The organism is Nocardioides sp. (assembly GCF_047602075.1).
Classification (GTDB): domain Bacteria; phylum Actinomycetota; class Actinomycetes; order Propionibacteriales; family Nocardioidaceae; genus Nocardioides.
In genome coordinates this window covers 413,878-428,561 of sequence record NZ_JASGIF010000002.1, presented here as the reverse complement: position 1 = coordinate 428,561, position 14,684 = coordinate 413,878, and the positions used below count along the sequence as shown (strand labels likewise).

Here is a 14,684-nt window from a genome sequence, read left to right as displayed (position 1 = left end):
CGGTCCGCGCATGCGCAGCGCCAAGGACTTCTTCCGCCCCCTCGCCGTCGGGGCGCCGATGCCGCCCACCGAGATCCCTGCTCGACCGAGCCGTGCGATCCACTTCTTCGACCCGTCGAACGAGAAGATGGCGGCCAAGATCCCGCAGATGGTCGGCACCGTCGACGCGCTGCTGGGGAACCTGGAGGACGCGGTCAAGGCCGACAACAAGGTCTCCGCTCGCGAAGGGCTGATCCGGATCGCCCGGGACACTCCGGGGCTCGGCGGTGACAGCGGACCAACCCAGCTGTGGACCCGGATCAACGCCCTGGACAGCCCCTGGGTGCTCGACGACCTGACCACTCTGGTGCCCGAGATCGGCGAGCGGCTCGACGTGATCATGGTGCCGAAGGTGCAGGGCGCAGAGGACATCCACTACGTCGACCGGATCTTGGCCCAGCTCGAGGCCAAGGCAGGTCTGACTCGGCCGATCCTGGTGCACGCGATCCTCGAGACGGCCCGTGGCGTCGTCAACGTCGAGGAGATCTGCGGCGCCTCGCCACGCATGCAGGGCCTCTCCCTCGGCCCGGCCGACCTCGCCGCCGACCGCCGGATGAAGACGACCAGGGTCGGCGGTGGCCATCCGGGATACCTGGTGCGCGAGGACCCGCCGACCGGCGAGGACGGTGTGGCCGACATCGGCGCCGCGCGGACGTCGTACCAACAAGACCTGTGGCACTACACCATCGCGCGGATGGTCGACGCGTGCGCGATGCACGGGATCTTCCCCTACTACGGGCCGTTCGGGGACATCGCAGACACGGTCGCGTGCGAGGACCAGTTCCGCAACGCGTTCCTCCTCGGCTGCGTCGGCGCCTGGTCCCTGCACCCCAAGCAGATCGAGATCGCGAACCGCGTCTTCTCGCCCAGCGTCGAGGACATCCGCCACGCTCGGCGGGTGGTCGCTGCGATGGGCGACGGCACCGGCGCGGTGATGCTGGACGGCAAGATGGAAGACGATGCCTCCCTCAAGCAGTGCCTGGTCCTGGTGGCGCTCGCCGAGCAGCTCGCGGCCGCGGACCCGGTGCTGAAGGCGACGTACGACGCCATCGAGGCCGACTGATGGCCCGCGAGGAGAGCGCGGCGTTCCGGCCTCGTCGCTCGGTGCTCTACATGCCGTCTTCCAACGAGCGGGCGCTGGAGAAGGCCAAGACGATCCCGTGCGACGGCCTGATCCTCGATCTCGAGGACGCCGTCGCCCCCGAGGCGAAGCCGGCGGCGCGGGAGGCGGCCTGTGCGGCCGCCCGATCCGGGGCCTACGGCCGCCGCGAGCTCGCCATCCGCGCCAACGGGGCCGACACCGAGTGGCACGAGGCCGACCTGGCCGCCGCCTGTGCGGCCGGGCCCGACGCCATCGTGGTCCCGAAGGTGGACTCCGCGGATGCTGTCTTGTCCCTGGTCGCCGACATGCAGCGGCACGGCGCGCCAGAGCACACCAAGCTCTGGGCGATGATCGAGACGCCGCGGGCGATGCTGCACGCCGAGGAGATCGCGGGTGCGTCCGAACGCCTGGCGGTGCTGGTGATGGGGACCAACGACCTGGCCAAGGAGCTGTACGCCGAGCACGTCCCCGGCCGTCAGCCGCTGCTCACCGGCCTCGGGCTGGCGCTGCTGGCCGCCCGGGCCACCGGCAAGGCGATCCTCGACGGGGTCTACAACGACGTCCGCGACACCGACGGCTTCCTCGCCGAGTGCCGGCAGGGCCGGGAGATGGGCTTCGACGGCAAGACCCTGGTGCATCCCGGCCAGGTCGAGGGCGCCAACGCGGCCTTCGCGCCGTCGGAGCAGGCTGTCGAGGACGCCCGAGGCATCGTCGCCGCGTGGGAGGCCGCTGCCGGATCGGGTGTGGTGACCTATCGGGGTCGGATGGTGGAGAGCCTGCACGTCGATTCCGCTCGCCGGGTGCTGGCGATCCACGACGCCATCACCGCCCTGGCCGGCTGATCCCGGGCGGCACCTGCCGAGCGTGGGCTCAGGCGATGTCGACGAGCACCTTGCCGATGGCGCCCGCCTCCACGGCCCGGTGGGAGTCGGCGGTCTGCTCGAGCGGGAAGCGATGCAGCGGCAGTCCCGCCTCGTCGCCCACCCGGAGTGCGCCGTCTGCGATGGCGGCAGCGACGCCCTCGACGGCCGCCACCTTGGCGGGCTCCGGGATCGTGTAGAGCAGCAGTCCCTGCCAGCGCAGGTTCGCAGACATCGATCCGCGCACCGGAAGCGTGAACTCCTCGCCTCCGTTGGTGGCGTAGTAGGCGATGGTGCCGCCGTTCGTCGTGACGGCCAGATCGAGGAGTGCGTTGGCCGCGGGCGACACCTCGACCACCTGGTCGACCCCGTCCGGGGCGAGGTCGAGGATCGCCGCCTGGGCGTCGGTGGACCGATAGTCGACGACGTGGTCCGCTCCGGCCGCGGCGGCCAGGGTCGCCTTCTCCGGTGAGCTGACCGTGGTGATCACGGTGGCGCCCGCCCATCTGGCCAGCTCGATCGCGCAGTGCCCGACGGCACCCGCACCTCCGGCGACCAGCACCGTCCGCCCGTCGAGGGAGCGCGGCGCGAGCCGGGTCGGGCCGCCCTCGGCGACGGTCAGCGCACGGTGTGCGGTGAGCGCAGGCACTCCGACCGAGGCACCGAGGTCGTAGGACGCCGTGCCGAGCGGCACCACGAACCGCTCCGGCTGGACGGTGAACTCCTGCGCTGTGCCGTCTCGGCCGTGCGCCGCCTCCCAGAGCCAGACCCGCTGACCCACTCGTCCCGGGTCGACGCCTGCCCCCACCGCGACGATCTCGCCGGCGCCGTCGTGGTGGGGCACCTTGTCGCCTTGCCTGGCCGAGGGTGTGGCGCCGCTGCGGCTCTTCCAGTCCGTCGGGTTCACCCCCGAGACGACTACGCGGACCAGGACCTCTCCTGGGCCCGGCTCCGGGACCGGCTTCTCGACCAGCCGGAGCACCTCGGGCCCGCCCGCGTCGTCGTACACGATCGCTCTCATGCGCCCATCATCTCGCAGCCGCTGAACTGTCTACTGGTGTGTACGACGCACCAGACGTGTCGTACACACCAGGAGGCATAGAGCGGACGGGTGGCCCCGTAACCTGTGGCCATGGTGTGGCGCGGGCTCGGGGCGGTCGTGGCACTCGCCGTAGTCGGCGTAGCGGGCGGTTTCGGGGTGGCGATCGCCACCGGAGATCCAAAGCCCGGGGACGTCCCCGGCCCGATCGCGGCGCGGAGCCCGGCCTACCCCCAGGCGATCCCGATCACTGTGCTGACCGATCCGGCCTATCCCGCCTTGTCGACCGGCCTCCCGCTGGCGACGACCAGGCTCGGCGAACGCCCCTTCGAGGTGCGGGTGAGGGTGCCGAAGCAGTGGCGGCGCAGCCACGAGAACCTCGTCAACGAGTGGAGTTGGGCTCCCGAGGGGGCGCCGCTGAACACCTACGTGCTGCGCATCCGGACGGTCGGCGACCTCTACGTCGACGTGGAGGATGCGATGGCCGAGCGGATGACGAAGCTGTCCAAGGCCGAGGCGGTCAAGCGGTTCATGGTGGAGAACCAGACTCCCGACTCCTTCTCCGCGACCTATCTGCTCGTCAACCCGGACGACGACCCCTATGCGGGCTACCAGCGGCTGACCATGGAGCGCTTCTTGACCCTGCCCGACGAGACCGGCGCCCAGGTCGAGGTCTCGGTCACCGGTCGACTGAGCGATCGGGCCGGGCTGGCCGACCTGCTCGAGAGGGTCAGCAACAGCGTCACCCGATGAGTGAGTGCGCCGCGCCTGCCACCTCGCGACACCGCGCCTCGCACCACCCCCGCGTGCTCACATGCCGTGCACCTCAACGTCGTCGAGCACCCGGTTGGCCACGCCGCGGGTGGCAGCACGCACCTGCACCCACAACAGCTGGCTCTGGGAGACCTGCAGGACCCGCTCCACGGTGACCCCGCCGGGACAGGAGGGGAAGGCGACGGTCACCGCCGGATCACCGTCGACGGTGCTGTGGTTGGGATCCTCCGGGTCACCACACTCGGGGTGGCCGGGCATCTGCTCGGGCATCTGAGTGCCCGGCATCAGGCCCACGAAGACGCCGGCGGCGTCGGAGCCGTTGGCGTTCCATCCGGCCAGCTCACCGGCCGAGATGGCCGCGAAATCCTCGTCCACGTGCGGCGGCCGCCACGACCCGACCTCGCTATGCCGCACCCACTCCCTCGGGACGGCCACGGTGAGCGTCCCGTCGGTGAGCGTGGCCGTGGGCGAGACCCGGTCGTGCGCGGCGTAGCCGGCCACACCACCACCCGCCAACGCCACCAGCGCGGCCACCAGCCATGGCCACCGTCGGCGACGACGGCTCACCGTGGCCGTTCGGACCTCGGTCGCCGAGCCGGACACCGGTGCGATCGGCCCAGGCACGGGTCGCGGAGCGGGCTGCGTGCGAACCGGATCGGCCGGGATCCAGGAGCGAGGCAGCGCGCCGACCGGGGGCTCACCAGCCACGGAGGTCAACGCGCTGACGAATGCCGACACGGTCGACCAGCGTCGATCACGGTCTCGCGCCAGCGCTCGGAGCACGGCGTCCTCGATGCCCGGCGGCAGGTCGTCGGGCATCGAGGGCGGCGGGCCGGGGTCGGTGGCGGCGGCGAGCGACGCGTGGGAGTACGGCGTCTGGCCGGCGAGCAGCTGGTAGGCCAACACACCGAGGGAGTACTGATCGGACCGGGGATCCAGCCCCTCCCCACGGGCCTGCTCAGGGGAGACGTAGGACGGCGTGCCGCCGATCATGGTGAGCCGTGACGAGGCATCGAACGCCTTGCCCAGGCCGAGATCGCCCACCATCGCCCGGACGTGCGGCTCGTCGGGATCGTCGACGGTGCGGAAGAGCACGTTGGCTGGCTTGAGGTCGCGGTGCAGGAATCCTCGCTGGTGCAGCGCTCCGAGACCGGCGCCGACCTGGCGGATCACCGCCATGGCCTGACCGAGTGGCAACGGGCCGGCGGTCAGCCGGTCGGCGAGGTTGCCCTGGTCGGCGTACGCCATCACCAGATAGGGCCGCCCGTCCTCCAGCTCGCCGGCGTCGTAGACCGGGACCACGTGCGGCGAGTCGACCTTGCGCAGCAGGCGGCCCTCCTCCAAGAAGCGCCCCCGCACGTGGTTGTCATCGGTCCAGTTGTCAGCGAGCACCTTGACCGCGACGGGCGAGTCGAGCTGCTCGTCGTAGCACAGCCAGACGGTCGCGAAACCGCCCGAGCCGATGCGTCGGCGCACGCAGTAGCGACCGAGACGGGCTGGCGAGGACACCCCTGCATTATGTTGCAAGGAAGACGGAGGTGGAGACATGTCGGAGCGGGGGACCGACCGAGCGGACGATCCCGATCGGATCGACGGCCTCGCCCGCCGCGCGCAGGCGGGTGATCGAGAGGCGCTGGAGATGCTGCTCGGCACGGTCCGGCCACGGGTGCTCAACGTCTGTCGTGGGGTGCTGCCCTACACCCCGGACGCGGAGGACGCCTGCCAGGAGGCGCTGATCTCGATCGCCAACAAGGTGGGCACCTGGGGTGGGCGGGGCCGCTTCACCACGTGGATGCACGTGGTGGCCGTCAACGCGGCCCGATCGACCTACCGCCGCCTGAAGAATCAGGCCCAAGCGACCGATCAGGTCTACCTCGAACGGCCAGACCCACGCACCACCAGCGTCATCGCCGGCACCCGGCTGGACCTGCTCGACGCGATGGACGTCATCGAGCAGAGCCACCCGCAGTACGTCCAGCCGCTGCTGCTGCGCGACGTCTACGGTCTGTCCTACGAAGAGATTGCCGATCAGGTCGATGCCCCGGTCGGCACCGTCAAGGCCCAGGTGCACCATGGCCGCCGGATGGCCCGGCCGCTGCTTCGCGGCCAGGAGTGAACGGCCGCCAGCCTCTCGGACCGGGTCAGAACAGCACTGCCGCCACCGGGTCGGCCATGATCTCGGCGACGTCGGCTAGGAAGCGCGACCCCTTCTCTCCGTCGACGTGCCGGTGGTCGAAGGAGAGCGACAGCGTGCTCACCTGTCGGATGGCGAGCGAGTCGCCACCGGGTCCCTCGACCACCCACGGCTGCTTGCGCACCGCACCGAAGGCGAGGATCGCCGACTCCCCGGGGTTGATGATCGGGGTGCCCCCGTCGATGCCGAAGACGCCGACATTGGTGATGGTGAACGTGCCACCGGCCATCTCGGCCGGCTGCGTGCGCCCGGCCCGGGCGGTGGCGGTCAGCTGGTTCAGGGCCGCCGCCAACTGCGGGAGCGCCAGCGACTGGGCGTCCTTGATGTTCGGGACGACCAGCCCACGGGGGGTCGCGGCCGCGATGCCGAGGTTGACGTAGGACTTGAAGACGACCTCCTGGGCCGCCTCGTCCCAGGTCGAGTTGATCTCAGGGGTCCGACGCACGGCCAGCAGGCAGGCCCAGGCGAGCACGGTGAGCGGCGAGACCCGCACCTCGGCGAAGTCCGGGTGCCGCCGCAGCCGCTCGACGAACTCCATCGTCCGGGTGACGTCGACACTGACCCACTCGGTGACGTGGGGTGCGGTGAAGGCCGAGGCCACCATCGCCTGCGCCATCTGCTTGCGGACGCTCTTGATCGGCTCGCGCCGCTCCCGCTCCCCTGCCGGGACGTCAACTCCTCCGGTCGCCCCGGCGACCGCTACGGATGACGTCCCGCCGGCAGCCTCGACGTCCTCGCGGAGCACCCGACCGTCGGGGCCGGAGCCGACGACGTGGGCCAGGTCCACCCCGAGGTCGCGGGCCAGCTTGCGCACCGGGGGCTTGGCGAGGGGGCGGTCGGCAGCCGGTCCGGGCTCGGCGTCGTCGGCAAGCGGCGACGGCGCTTCCGCCGAGTGGCGACCGGTCTCCGCGGATCCCGGCGCGGAGGAGACCCCGGTGCGGTCGACCAGCAGTGTCTCGATCAACTCCTCGGCCTGCTCGTGCTGCCGGGTGGCGCCGCGGTTGTAGAGGTCGACCACGTCGGCGTGGGCGGCGATCTCCCCGGCGCGTTCGACGCCGGGCTTGCGGCGCGCGCGGCGGGTGGCGCCCCGCTCCGGCGCTGCTCGGCCGACCAGCGACTCGCCCTCACTGCCGCCCGAGGCCGCCGGGTTGGAGAGGTCGATCTCGTCGACGCCGCCCGTGCTGGGGCCTGCGGCGTCCGGGGCTCCCGCTGCTGCTGGCTCGCCGATGGCGATGATCGGCGTGCCGACGGGCGCGGTCTCTCCCTCGGCCACGAGCAGGGCGGTGACGGCGCCGGCGTACGGCGACGGCAGCTCGACGATCGACTTGGCGGTCTCGATCTCGACCACGACGTCGTTGATCTGGACGACGTCGCCGACCTTGACCTTCCACGAGACGACCTCGGCCTCGGTCAGGCCCTCGCCGACGTCGGGCAGGAGATACTCGGGCACGCGGGGCTCCTCTTCAGGTCTCGCCAGGTTCAGAACTCGAAGGTCCGGTCGACGGCATCCAGCACCCGGTCCAGGTCGGGCAGGAAGTCCTCCTCGATCCGGGCGGGGGGATAGGGCGTGTCGAAGCCGCCGACGCGGAGCACCGGTGCCTCGAGGGAGTAGAAGCACTCCTCGGTGATCCGAGCGGCGAGCTCCGCCCCGAGGCCGAGGTTGACGTGGGCCTCGTGGACGACCACGGCACGGCCGGTGCGGCGTACCGATGCGAGCACCGGCGCCATGTCCAGCGGCGAGAGGGTGCGCAGGTCGATGACCTCCAGTGAGCGACCCTCGCCGGCTGCCGCCTCCGCCGCCTTGAGGGCGGTCTTCACGGTGGGGCCGTAGGCGAGCACGGTGACGTCCTGGCCGGGACGCACCACGCGGGAGGCGAAGAGCGGGCCGGGGGTCACCGACTCGTCGAGCTCGGCCTTCTCGGCGTGATACTGCCGCTTGGGCTCCAAGAAGATCACCGGGTCCTCGGCGGCGATCGCCTGCTGGATCGTCCAGAAGCCGTCGACGGGGTTGGAGCAGGCGACCACCTTGAGGCCGGGCGTGTGGGCGAACTGCGCCTCGGGGCTCTCGGAGTGGTGCTCGACGGCGCCGATGCCGCCGCCGAAGGGGATCCGGATGACGACGGGCAGGTTGATCCGGCCCTGGCTGCGGAAGTGCATCTTGGCGAGCTGGCAGACGATCTGGTCGTAGGCGGGGTAGACGAAGCCGTCGAACTGGATCTCCACCACCGGGCGGTAGCCGCGCAGCGCCAGCCCGATCGCGGTGCCGACGATGCCGGACTCGGCGAGCGGGGTGTCGATGACCCGGTCCTCGCCGAAGTCCTTCTGCAGGCCGTCGGTGATCCGGAAGACGCCGCCCAGCCGGCCGACGTCCTCTCCCATCACCAGCACTTTCGGGTCGTGCTCCATCGCTCGGCGCAGGCCGAGGTTGAGTGCCTTGCCGAGGGTGATCTTGGTGCCCATCACCGACCACCCGCCGCGCTGGTGCCGACCGGATCGTCGAAGGAGGCGAGGTAGTCGGCGAACCAGTCCCGCTCGGCCCGCAGCTCGTCGGTGGTCTCGGCGTAGACATGGTCGAACATGCTCAGCGGCTGTGGGTCGGGCAGCGCGCGGCAGCCGTCGCGCAGCAGCACGCCCAGGTCGTCGGCCTCCGCCTTCACCTCGTCGAAGAAGTCGGCGTCGGCCAGCCCGTTGCGGGTGAGGTAGACCTCCACGCGGGCGATGGGGTCGCGCAGCTTCCACCGCTCGACGTCGTCGGAGAGGCGATAGCGAGTTGGGTCGTCGGTGGTGGTGTGGGCGCCCATCCGGTAGGTGAAGGCCTCGACGAGGGTGGGGCCTTGGCCGTCGCGGGCGTGCTGCAGGGCTTGCTGGGTCACGGCGTACGTTGCCAACACGTCGTTGCCGTCGACCCGCAGGCCAGGGAAGCCGAAGCCACGGGCGCGTTGGTAGAGCGGGATCCGGCTGATCTTCTCGATCGGCTCGGAGATCGCCCACTGGTTGTTCTGACAGAAGAAGACGACCGGCGCGTTGTAGGACGCGGCGAAGATGAAGGCCTCGTTGACGTCGCCCTGCGAAGAGGCGCCGTCGCCGAAGTGGGCGAGCACCGCGGCGTCACGATCCGGGTCGCCGGTGCCGTTGGCGCCGTCGCGCTGGATGCCCATCGCATAGCCGGTCGCGTGTAGGGTCTGCGCACCGATCACCACGGTGTAGAGGTGGAAGTTCTTCTCGTCGGGGTCCCAGCCGCCCTGATCGACCCCACGGAAGAGGCCGAGCAGCTGGAGCGGGTCGACACCGCGGCACCAGGCGACGCCGTGCTCGCGGTAGGTCGGGAAGACATAGTCCTGCGCCGCTAGGGCCCGGCCCGCGCCGATCTGCGCAGCCTCCTGGCCGAGCAGCTGCGCCCACAGGCCCAGCTCGCCGTGCCGCTGCAACGCGGTGGCCTCGACGTCGAGGCGCCGGGTGAGCACCATGTCGCGGTAGAAGCCGCGGATCTGGGCGGCCTCCTCTTCGGCGGACAGCCCGACGCCGAAGGCATAGTCGGGGTGCTCGACGCGCTCGCCTTCGGGCGTGAGCAGCTGGATCAGCCCGTCGGGGCCAGCTGAATAGCTCAAACCTGCACTCCTTCTGCCGTGCGGTGCGCCGGGATCGCCGGTCCGCGAGGTGTTGTCACGACCGGTGCCCCGCGGGGTGGTGGGGGCCCTGTGATCGCGGCCACATGGTGCGCTCCCAAAGGTACCGGAGCCGCTTCCCTCGTCTCTATGCGACCTGAACGGCGTCCTTCAGGTCTGTTGGGATCGTCTCGGGGAACGACACGACAAGGTGGTGATTGAGAGCTGTCGCAACGCGGGCGAGGGTGTCGATGCGGTTGCGGATGTTCGCGTCGAGGACCAGTCGCCTCTCGCTTGGCACTACGCCTTCTTCTTGCCCTCGCGCCGCAGCTGCTTGAAGTCCTCAATGGCGGCGTCGACCTCATCCTCGGTGAGGCTCAGTAGAGCATCCAGCTTCTCGCCGGCAGCCCTCAGGGCGGCCACGTCAGCGGCGCGGTCTTCCTTCACTGGGATGAAGTAGCCAACCGTGTGTCCGTGACGGTGCATGAACCGTCCACGCGCGACATCACGCCTAAACCGGATGTGGCGCAGCGTCTTCCAGCCCTTCCTCACACGCTGACCCGGTCTCGCCAGTAGCCCGGGCGTCGTTTCGAGTGAGCCACGGCAACGACCTTCAGCAGGTCGTGCTCGACGAAGTACACGACGCGAAACGGAAAGCCTTGGACTTGCTTCGATCGCACCACAGGCGGCGGGTTCCAGCCTGGCCACGGTGGCCAGGCATCTGGCGAGTCCACAGAGTCATCGACTGCCAGCAGAACTCCCGCTTCAAACCGATCCCCGAGACCGACCTCACGAGCGTCGTACCAGTCGATTTCGGCGAAAAACTCCACCCGCGCCTCAGGATGGAACTCGAAGGGGAGGGTCATGCCTCGCGTGCGGCCTGACGCGCTGCTCGTCGAGCAGCGAGTTCGGCCAAGACCTGCTCACCCGGAATCATCTCTACCTTGCCGCTACGGATGTCGTCGACACGGGACGCGATCTCGGTCGTCCAGGCTGCATCGATCGATTCGTCATCGACCACCTCGACCGATTCAAGCAGGCGGAGGGCGACGTCCTTGCGCACCGAAGGAGGCAGGCTCAGGCCTGCCTCGTAGAACTCCGATGCACTCAGCGGCATGTGGTCAGTCTACGCTCCGTTGTCGGACACAGGTGCTCAGTGGAAGTCCGGGGAACGGTCAGGGACAGGTCTCTGGGGCTCGCATCGGCCAGGAACTCAGCGACATCACGCCGGAAACGGGTGTGGCGCAGCGTCTTCCAGCCATCCCCGAACTGTTCCGAGCTCTTCACGATCGGCCGGTCCTCCGACGACGGCCACCCACGGGCCCGGGAGCACTCACGCCGTCGGGGCGGTCTACTTATGGTTTGCCTCCTGCCGGTCATTGTGCGCTTCCTGCCGACGCAGCCTCAGTCGACCGAGAGGAATTATGAATCCCAGGAAGAACCACCAGAAGGCGGCGAATCCGAACAGCCACCCCGCACCCGCGGCAACGACAACCGGCGCCAGCGGCGCACCGACAGCCGTCCCAAGCAGCCCGAAGCCCGAAGTAGGCCCCTTGGGGGTCAGCAACTCCAATCCGTACTTGCGCATGCTCGCCCGCGCAAGTCGAACACCCAAGAGGGCGCCCAGCGCGACCATGGCTGCTGCACCCAGCGCCGACCCTGCAGCCCATCGCCACGACCAACCGCCGTCGGTGACTTGCTCGAGAGCGGTGAGTTGCACACCGATTGCGGCCGCGGGGATCAGGACCAGGGCCCCGGAAAGGTCGTATCTCAGCAGGTCAGGGTGCATGTGAGGGCTCGTTCTGGGTCGCGTGAGTGATGTCTGGTCGCGGCGGCGATGTCGTCGTACCCGGTCAGGCGCAGCAGGTTGAGCGCGGTGTTGCGCAGCGTGGCCATGACGCGGGGAAGGACGCCGGTGCGGACCTGGGAGCGGTCTTCGTCGTAGGTCACGTCGCGGACCCAGTGGAGCTTGTTCTCGATGGCCCAGTGGCCTTGGACCCAGGCGGCCAGGAGAGCGGGCGCGGCATCGCGAGCGTGGGCGGAAGTGATCAGGTAGACGACCTCGACGCTCTTGTTCCCTGCCTTGGTCACGGTGCGCCGGAGTTGAGCGACTTGAGAGACGCCGGTGAACTCGGGCCAGCCTGGCAGTGTCGGTGCGTCGATGACCTTGATGGTCCGGGTCGCGCGCCGTCCGTGACCACGGTCGGTCGAGCGGGCGCCGGCCGGGACCTTGTTCCAGGGCAGCTTCTTCAACGCTGCCAGGAGCTTGGGACGGTTCGCCTTGACCGTGAAGACGTAGTCCGCGCCCGCGTCGAGGATGACCTTCGCGGTGTCGTCTTGAGTGTGCATCGCGTCAAGGGTGATCACGCATCCGCGCAGGTCAGAGGGCGTGAAGGCAGCGAGCAAGTCGCGCACGGCCGGGATCTCGTTGGACTTCGCTTCGACCTGATGTTGGCCCACCACGACACCGGTGGCATGGTCGAGCGCTGCGATCAGATGAGGCGCCGAGGTCGCTGCCGACCTCGCGCCACGCACGGTCTTGCCGTCGATCGCGATCACCCGACGACCAGTGCTGTGACGGACTCGGCACCAGGCGTAGAGCGCCAGGGCAGCATCGAGTGCGGCCGCGTCCAGGCGAGCAAAGAGCTTGCGCAACGTCGACTCCACCGGTGCCGCATCCATACCGAACCGGGCGAGTTGGCCGGTGTCGAGGTCGGCAGCGAACTCGCCGATCGCGGCGAACGACTTCGCGCCCGCGACCACCGCGCACACTGCGACGGCGAGCATCCCGGCCAGGGGGAACCTGACTCCGCGAGGGTCACGCGGGTCGGGCACACGGGCAAGAGCGGTGAGCAGATCGGCGCGTTCATCGATGTTCGCGCCGGCCATTGGGGAAGATGGCATCGACGGGTGGGGCTCTCTGGTCCGGACGGTTGTGTGAGAACTCCCATCCCAGTCCCGCCGGCCCCATCCGTCACAGCCGCCACGCCGGTCTCACCCACACGTTTCCCCAGGTCACAGCCCCGCCAGCCGACCTTTCCGGGGCCCTGGGATCAGGACCACGAGAAGCACCATGTCCCGCCTACGGAACTGATGGCTCGTCACAGCCACTCCCCCAGCGGCCAGACCTTCACTTGCTGAGCACCACACTTCCCAGCCAGAAGGCGAAGATGTACAGCTGAGGTGCTCAGTACCACCGCTTCACGAGCGTCACGATCCCCTTGCCTGGCGGGGCCGCCGACGCCCACGACAGGAACGACAAGACGATCAGAACCGCGTTGAGTGCCAACAAGCCGCTCACTACCGGCGAATGATGGAACGTCTTGATAGCCAAGAACACCATCGCCCAGAAGGACACCACGCCCGCGACAACCAGCCGATGATGTCGCGCCATGCGTTCATAGTCGATGGCGAATCGAGCGCTCTTCTGGCCATCGTCCACCGCGGTCAGGGCAAGATTCGGTAGTCGTCAAGGACGGGGTCCGATAGATCAACCCAGTCGGCTGGCTCGTCGAACAACCAGCGGGCTGGCCTGCGCATGGCGACCACGACGTTCGCGTCGATCCACCGCAAGAAGCGAGTGACTCCGACATCCCAAGGCCCTCCACGACCCTGCCCGATCGCCCAGATGACCGCACCCACGGGCAGGTAGACCCAGGCCAAGAGGGCCCGGACCACCAGGAGCAGCACGGCATACAGCCCGCGAGCGAAGGCTCTCAGAACAGTCTCCTCCCAGGTGTGAAGCAGAGAAGCGCGACGGCGTCGCCGTCACGTGAGGATACGACCCGCCAGCCGAAGCCGCTCCAGATCCCCGCAACTCAGCGCCCACCAAGTCGCCAGCCCAGAGTCCACGACGGGCCGGATCAATCGCGCACAATCGTGTAGACGACCGTGCACGAACCGCCTAGGCGGACATCCTCCACCGAGACACCCAAGTACCGGTTGTCGAGGACGTCAGCATTGCCGTGGGCCTTGATGAACGGGTCTTGGTGCCGCAGCCACTTGTGACTTGCCATGGCTTGGTGCAGGTAGCTCCCCACGAGGAGTCGGTCGCGGCTAGGCGGCGTCAGTCTGTTCGCCGCGGCGAACTCGCCAATCCCGTCGCACGGCATCTCCAGCAGGAAGTCATAGACAGACGCCTGGAAACCAGCGTCGGCATAAAACTTCTCGACTCGCACACCCTCAGGAAGCTCCAACTTGGTGTTCTCCACCGCATCGTCCAAACCCATGCTCGACCCCGACAGGCGCCGATCATCCGGCGCCGAACAGCCCGCCATCAGCAGAACCAGGCACAAGACGGCAGCGAGTCTTCTCATCTCAGATCAGGGCCAAACATGCGGCGTCCATGTCCCTTCCGACGTCAAAGTCATGAGATCTCCCAGCCCGTATTCAGCGGGCTCAATGCCGGCTGCTGAGTCTTGGCGAGGCCACGGTCAGTGGAAGTCCGGGGGAACGGTCAGGGACAGGTCTCTCGGGCTCGCATCGGCCAGGAACTCAGCGACATCACGCCGGAAACGGGTGTGACGCAACGTCATCCAGCCATCCCCGAACTGTTCCGAGCTCTTCACGATCGGCCGGTCCTCCGACGACGGCCACCCACGAGGCTCGGGAGCACTCTCGTCGCCCAGCGACATCCACCGCCACCGCTCACACGTGCCACACGTGGCCCCGGTCACTCCATGCCTAGCGATCAGCAGCTCGCGGAGCTGGTCGGGGTCATACCACGAGTACTCCGCAACCGGCGCCACGATCTGATACGCGGTCCCCTTGGGTTTGGTGTGCCAACCCACCTCACGCAACTCCACCCCGAAGCGTGTTCGCAGTTCCTCCGCTATCGGCTCACTCACGCAGTACTCATCGAGACGCCAGTTGGGAACGAAGACACCATTGGCCGAGCGCATCCCGCGGGTCTGCAGCGTCAACGGCCCGACCTGCGGGCCCGACGGCATGCCACAGCCGTGGCACCAGCCGTCCTCGCCATACATCGCCGACAGACCCCACGAGTCCACCGGCCACGGCCAACCACGAGTCCGGATCAAGAACAGGAATGTGTACTCCGACAAGGTCATCA

18 protein-coding genes are annotated in these 14,684 nt (G+C 69.0%); 4 read left to right on the top strand and 14 right to left on the bottom strand.

Translation table 11 applies throughout. The annotated features are described in order from the left end of the window. Window positions 1-10 precede the first annotated feature (10 nt). Both QM714_RS14780 and QM714_RS14775 read left to right on the top strand, forming a co-directional pair. On the top strand, window positions 11-1,102 hold the full coding sequence (locus QM714_RS14780) for an HpcH/HpaI aldolase/citrate lyase family protein (protein ID WP_415101875.1): 1,092 nt from the start codon (window positions 11-13) through the stop codon (window positions 1,100-1,102). After that, entirely contained in the window at window positions 1,102-1,983 is an 882-nt protein-coding gene (locus QM714_RS14775; protein WP_415101873.1) for an HpcH/HpaI aldolase/citrate lyase family protein, read from the top strand. The genes QM714_RS14780 and QM714_RS14775 overlap by 1 nt, the downstream gene beginning before the upstream one ends. Window positions 1,984-2,011: 28 nt before the next feature. Here the strand turns inward: QM714_RS14775 and QM714_RS14770 are convergent, their stop codons facing one another. Beyond that, window positions 2,012-3,022 (bottom strand): NADPH:quinone reductase, encoded by a 1,011-nt coding sequence (locus QM714_RS14770; protein ID WP_415101871.1) that lies wholly within the window; start codon window positions 3,020-3,022, stop codon window positions 2,012-2,014. Between the two features lie 111 nt (window positions 3,023-3,133). Here QM714_RS14770 and QM714_RS14765 point away from each other — a divergent pair, with 111 nt between their 5' ends. Next, window positions 3,134-3,793: a hypothetical protein gene (locus QM714_RS14765; RefSeq protein ID WP_415101869.1), complete on the top strand. Its 660-nt coding sequence runs from the start codon at window positions 3,134-3,136 to the stop codon at window positions 3,791-3,793. Window positions 3,794-3,850: 57 nt separating this feature from the next. Here QM714_RS14765 and QM714_RS14760 read toward each other — a convergent pair whose 3' ends face one another. Then, complete coding sequence (locus QM714_RS14760; RefSeq protein ID WP_415101867.1) at window positions 3,851-5,323, bottom strand: protein kinase domain-containing protein; 1,473 nt, start codon at window positions 5,321-5,323, stop codon at window positions 3,851-3,853. Between the two features lie 37 nt (window positions 5,324-5,360). Here QM714_RS14760 and QM714_RS14755 point away from each other — a divergent pair, with 37 nt between their 5' ends. After that, the gene (locus QM714_RS14755; protein WP_415101865.1) at window positions 5,361-5,930 is read left to right on the top strand and encodes an RNA polymerase sigma factor; all 570 of its coding nucleotides are present in this window, start codon (window positions 5,361-5,363) and stop codon (window positions 5,928-5,930) included. Between the two features lie 25 nt (window positions 5,931-5,955). Here the strand turns inward: QM714_RS14755 and QM714_RS14750 are convergent, their stop codons facing one another. From QM714_RS14750 to QM714_RS14695, 12 genes are all read right to left on the bottom strand, one after another. Further along, entirely contained in the window at window positions 5,956-7,458 is a 1,503-nt protein-coding gene (locus QM714_RS14750) for a dihydrolipoamide acetyltransferase family protein (protein WP_415101863.1), read from the bottom strand. A 29-nt stretch (window positions 7,459-7,487) separates the two neighbouring features. After that, complete coding sequence (locus QM714_RS14745; protein WP_415101861.1) at window positions 7,488-8,468, bottom strand: alpha-ketoacid dehydrogenase subunit beta; 981 nt, start codon at window positions 8,466-8,468, stop codon at window positions 7,488-7,490. Then, window positions 8,468-9,616, bottom strand: coding sequence for a pyruvate dehydrogenase (acetyl-transferring) E1 component subunit alpha (gene pdhA / locus QM714_RS14740; RefSeq protein ID WP_415101859.1), 1,149 nt, complete (start codon window positions 9,614-9,616; stop codon window positions 8,468-8,470). Before pdhA ends, QM714_RS14745 begins: the two co-directional genes overlap by 1 nt. 297 nt (window positions 9,617-9,913) lie before the next feature. After that, a complete protein-coding gene (locus QM714_RS14735) occupies window positions 9,914-10,165 on the bottom strand; it encodes a hypothetical protein (RefSeq protein ID WP_415101857.1) in 252 nt (83 codons plus the stop codon). Then, window positions 10,162-10,479 carry a type II toxin-antitoxin system RelE/ParE family toxin gene (locus QM714_RS14730; protein ID WP_415101855.1) on the bottom strand — a complete coding sequence of 106 codons (318 nt, stop codon included), beginning with the start codon at window positions 10,477-10,479 and terminating at the stop codon, window positions 10,162-10,164. The genes QM714_RS14735 and QM714_RS14730 overlap by 4 nt, the downstream gene beginning before the upstream one ends. Continuing rightward, entirely contained in the window at window positions 10,476-10,730 is a 255-nt protein-coding gene (locus QM714_RS14725) for an addiction module protein (RefSeq protein ID WP_415101853.1), read from the bottom strand. The genes QM714_RS14730 and QM714_RS14725 overlap by 4 nt, the downstream gene beginning before the upstream one ends. Before the next feature lie 234 nt (window positions 10,731-10,964). Beyond that, on the bottom strand, window positions 10,965-11,402 hold the full coding sequence (locus QM714_RS14720; RefSeq protein WP_415101851.1) for a hypothetical protein: 438 nt from the start codon (window positions 11,400-11,402) through the stop codon (window positions 10,965-10,967). Continuing rightward, window positions 11,384-12,502, bottom strand: a complete 1,119-nt coding sequence (locus QM714_RS14715) for an ISAs1 family transposase (protein ID WP_415101849.1) — start codon at window positions 12,500-12,502, stop codon at window positions 11,384-11,386. The genes QM714_RS14720 and QM714_RS14715 overlap by 19 nt, the downstream gene beginning before the upstream one ends. Before the next feature lie 298 nt (window positions 12,503-12,800). Further along, window positions 12,801-13,055 (bottom strand): hypothetical protein, encoded by a 255-nt coding sequence (locus QM714_RS14710; protein WP_415101847.1) that lies wholly within the window; start codon window positions 13,053-13,055, stop codon window positions 12,801-12,803. A 5-nt stretch (window positions 13,056-13,060) separates the two neighbouring features. Then, window positions 13,061-13,303 (bottom strand): hypothetical protein, encoded by a 243-nt coding sequence (locus tag QM714_RS14705; protein ID WP_415101845.1) that lies wholly within the window; start codon window positions 13,301-13,303, stop codon window positions 13,061-13,063. 173 nt (window positions 13,304-13,476) lie between these two features. Beyond that, window positions 13,477-13,824 (bottom strand): hypothetical protein, encoded by a 348-nt coding sequence (locus tag QM714_RS14700; RefSeq protein WP_415101843.1) that lies wholly within the window; start codon window positions 13,822-13,824, stop codon window positions 13,477-13,479. A 222-nt stretch (window positions 13,825-14,046) separates the two neighbouring features. Next, window positions 14,047-14,682, bottom strand: a complete 636-nt coding sequence (locus QM714_RS14695; protein ID WP_415101841.1) for a hypothetical protein — start codon at window positions 14,680-14,682, stop codon at window positions 14,047-14,049. Window positions 14,683-14,684: the final 2 nt, after the last annotated feature.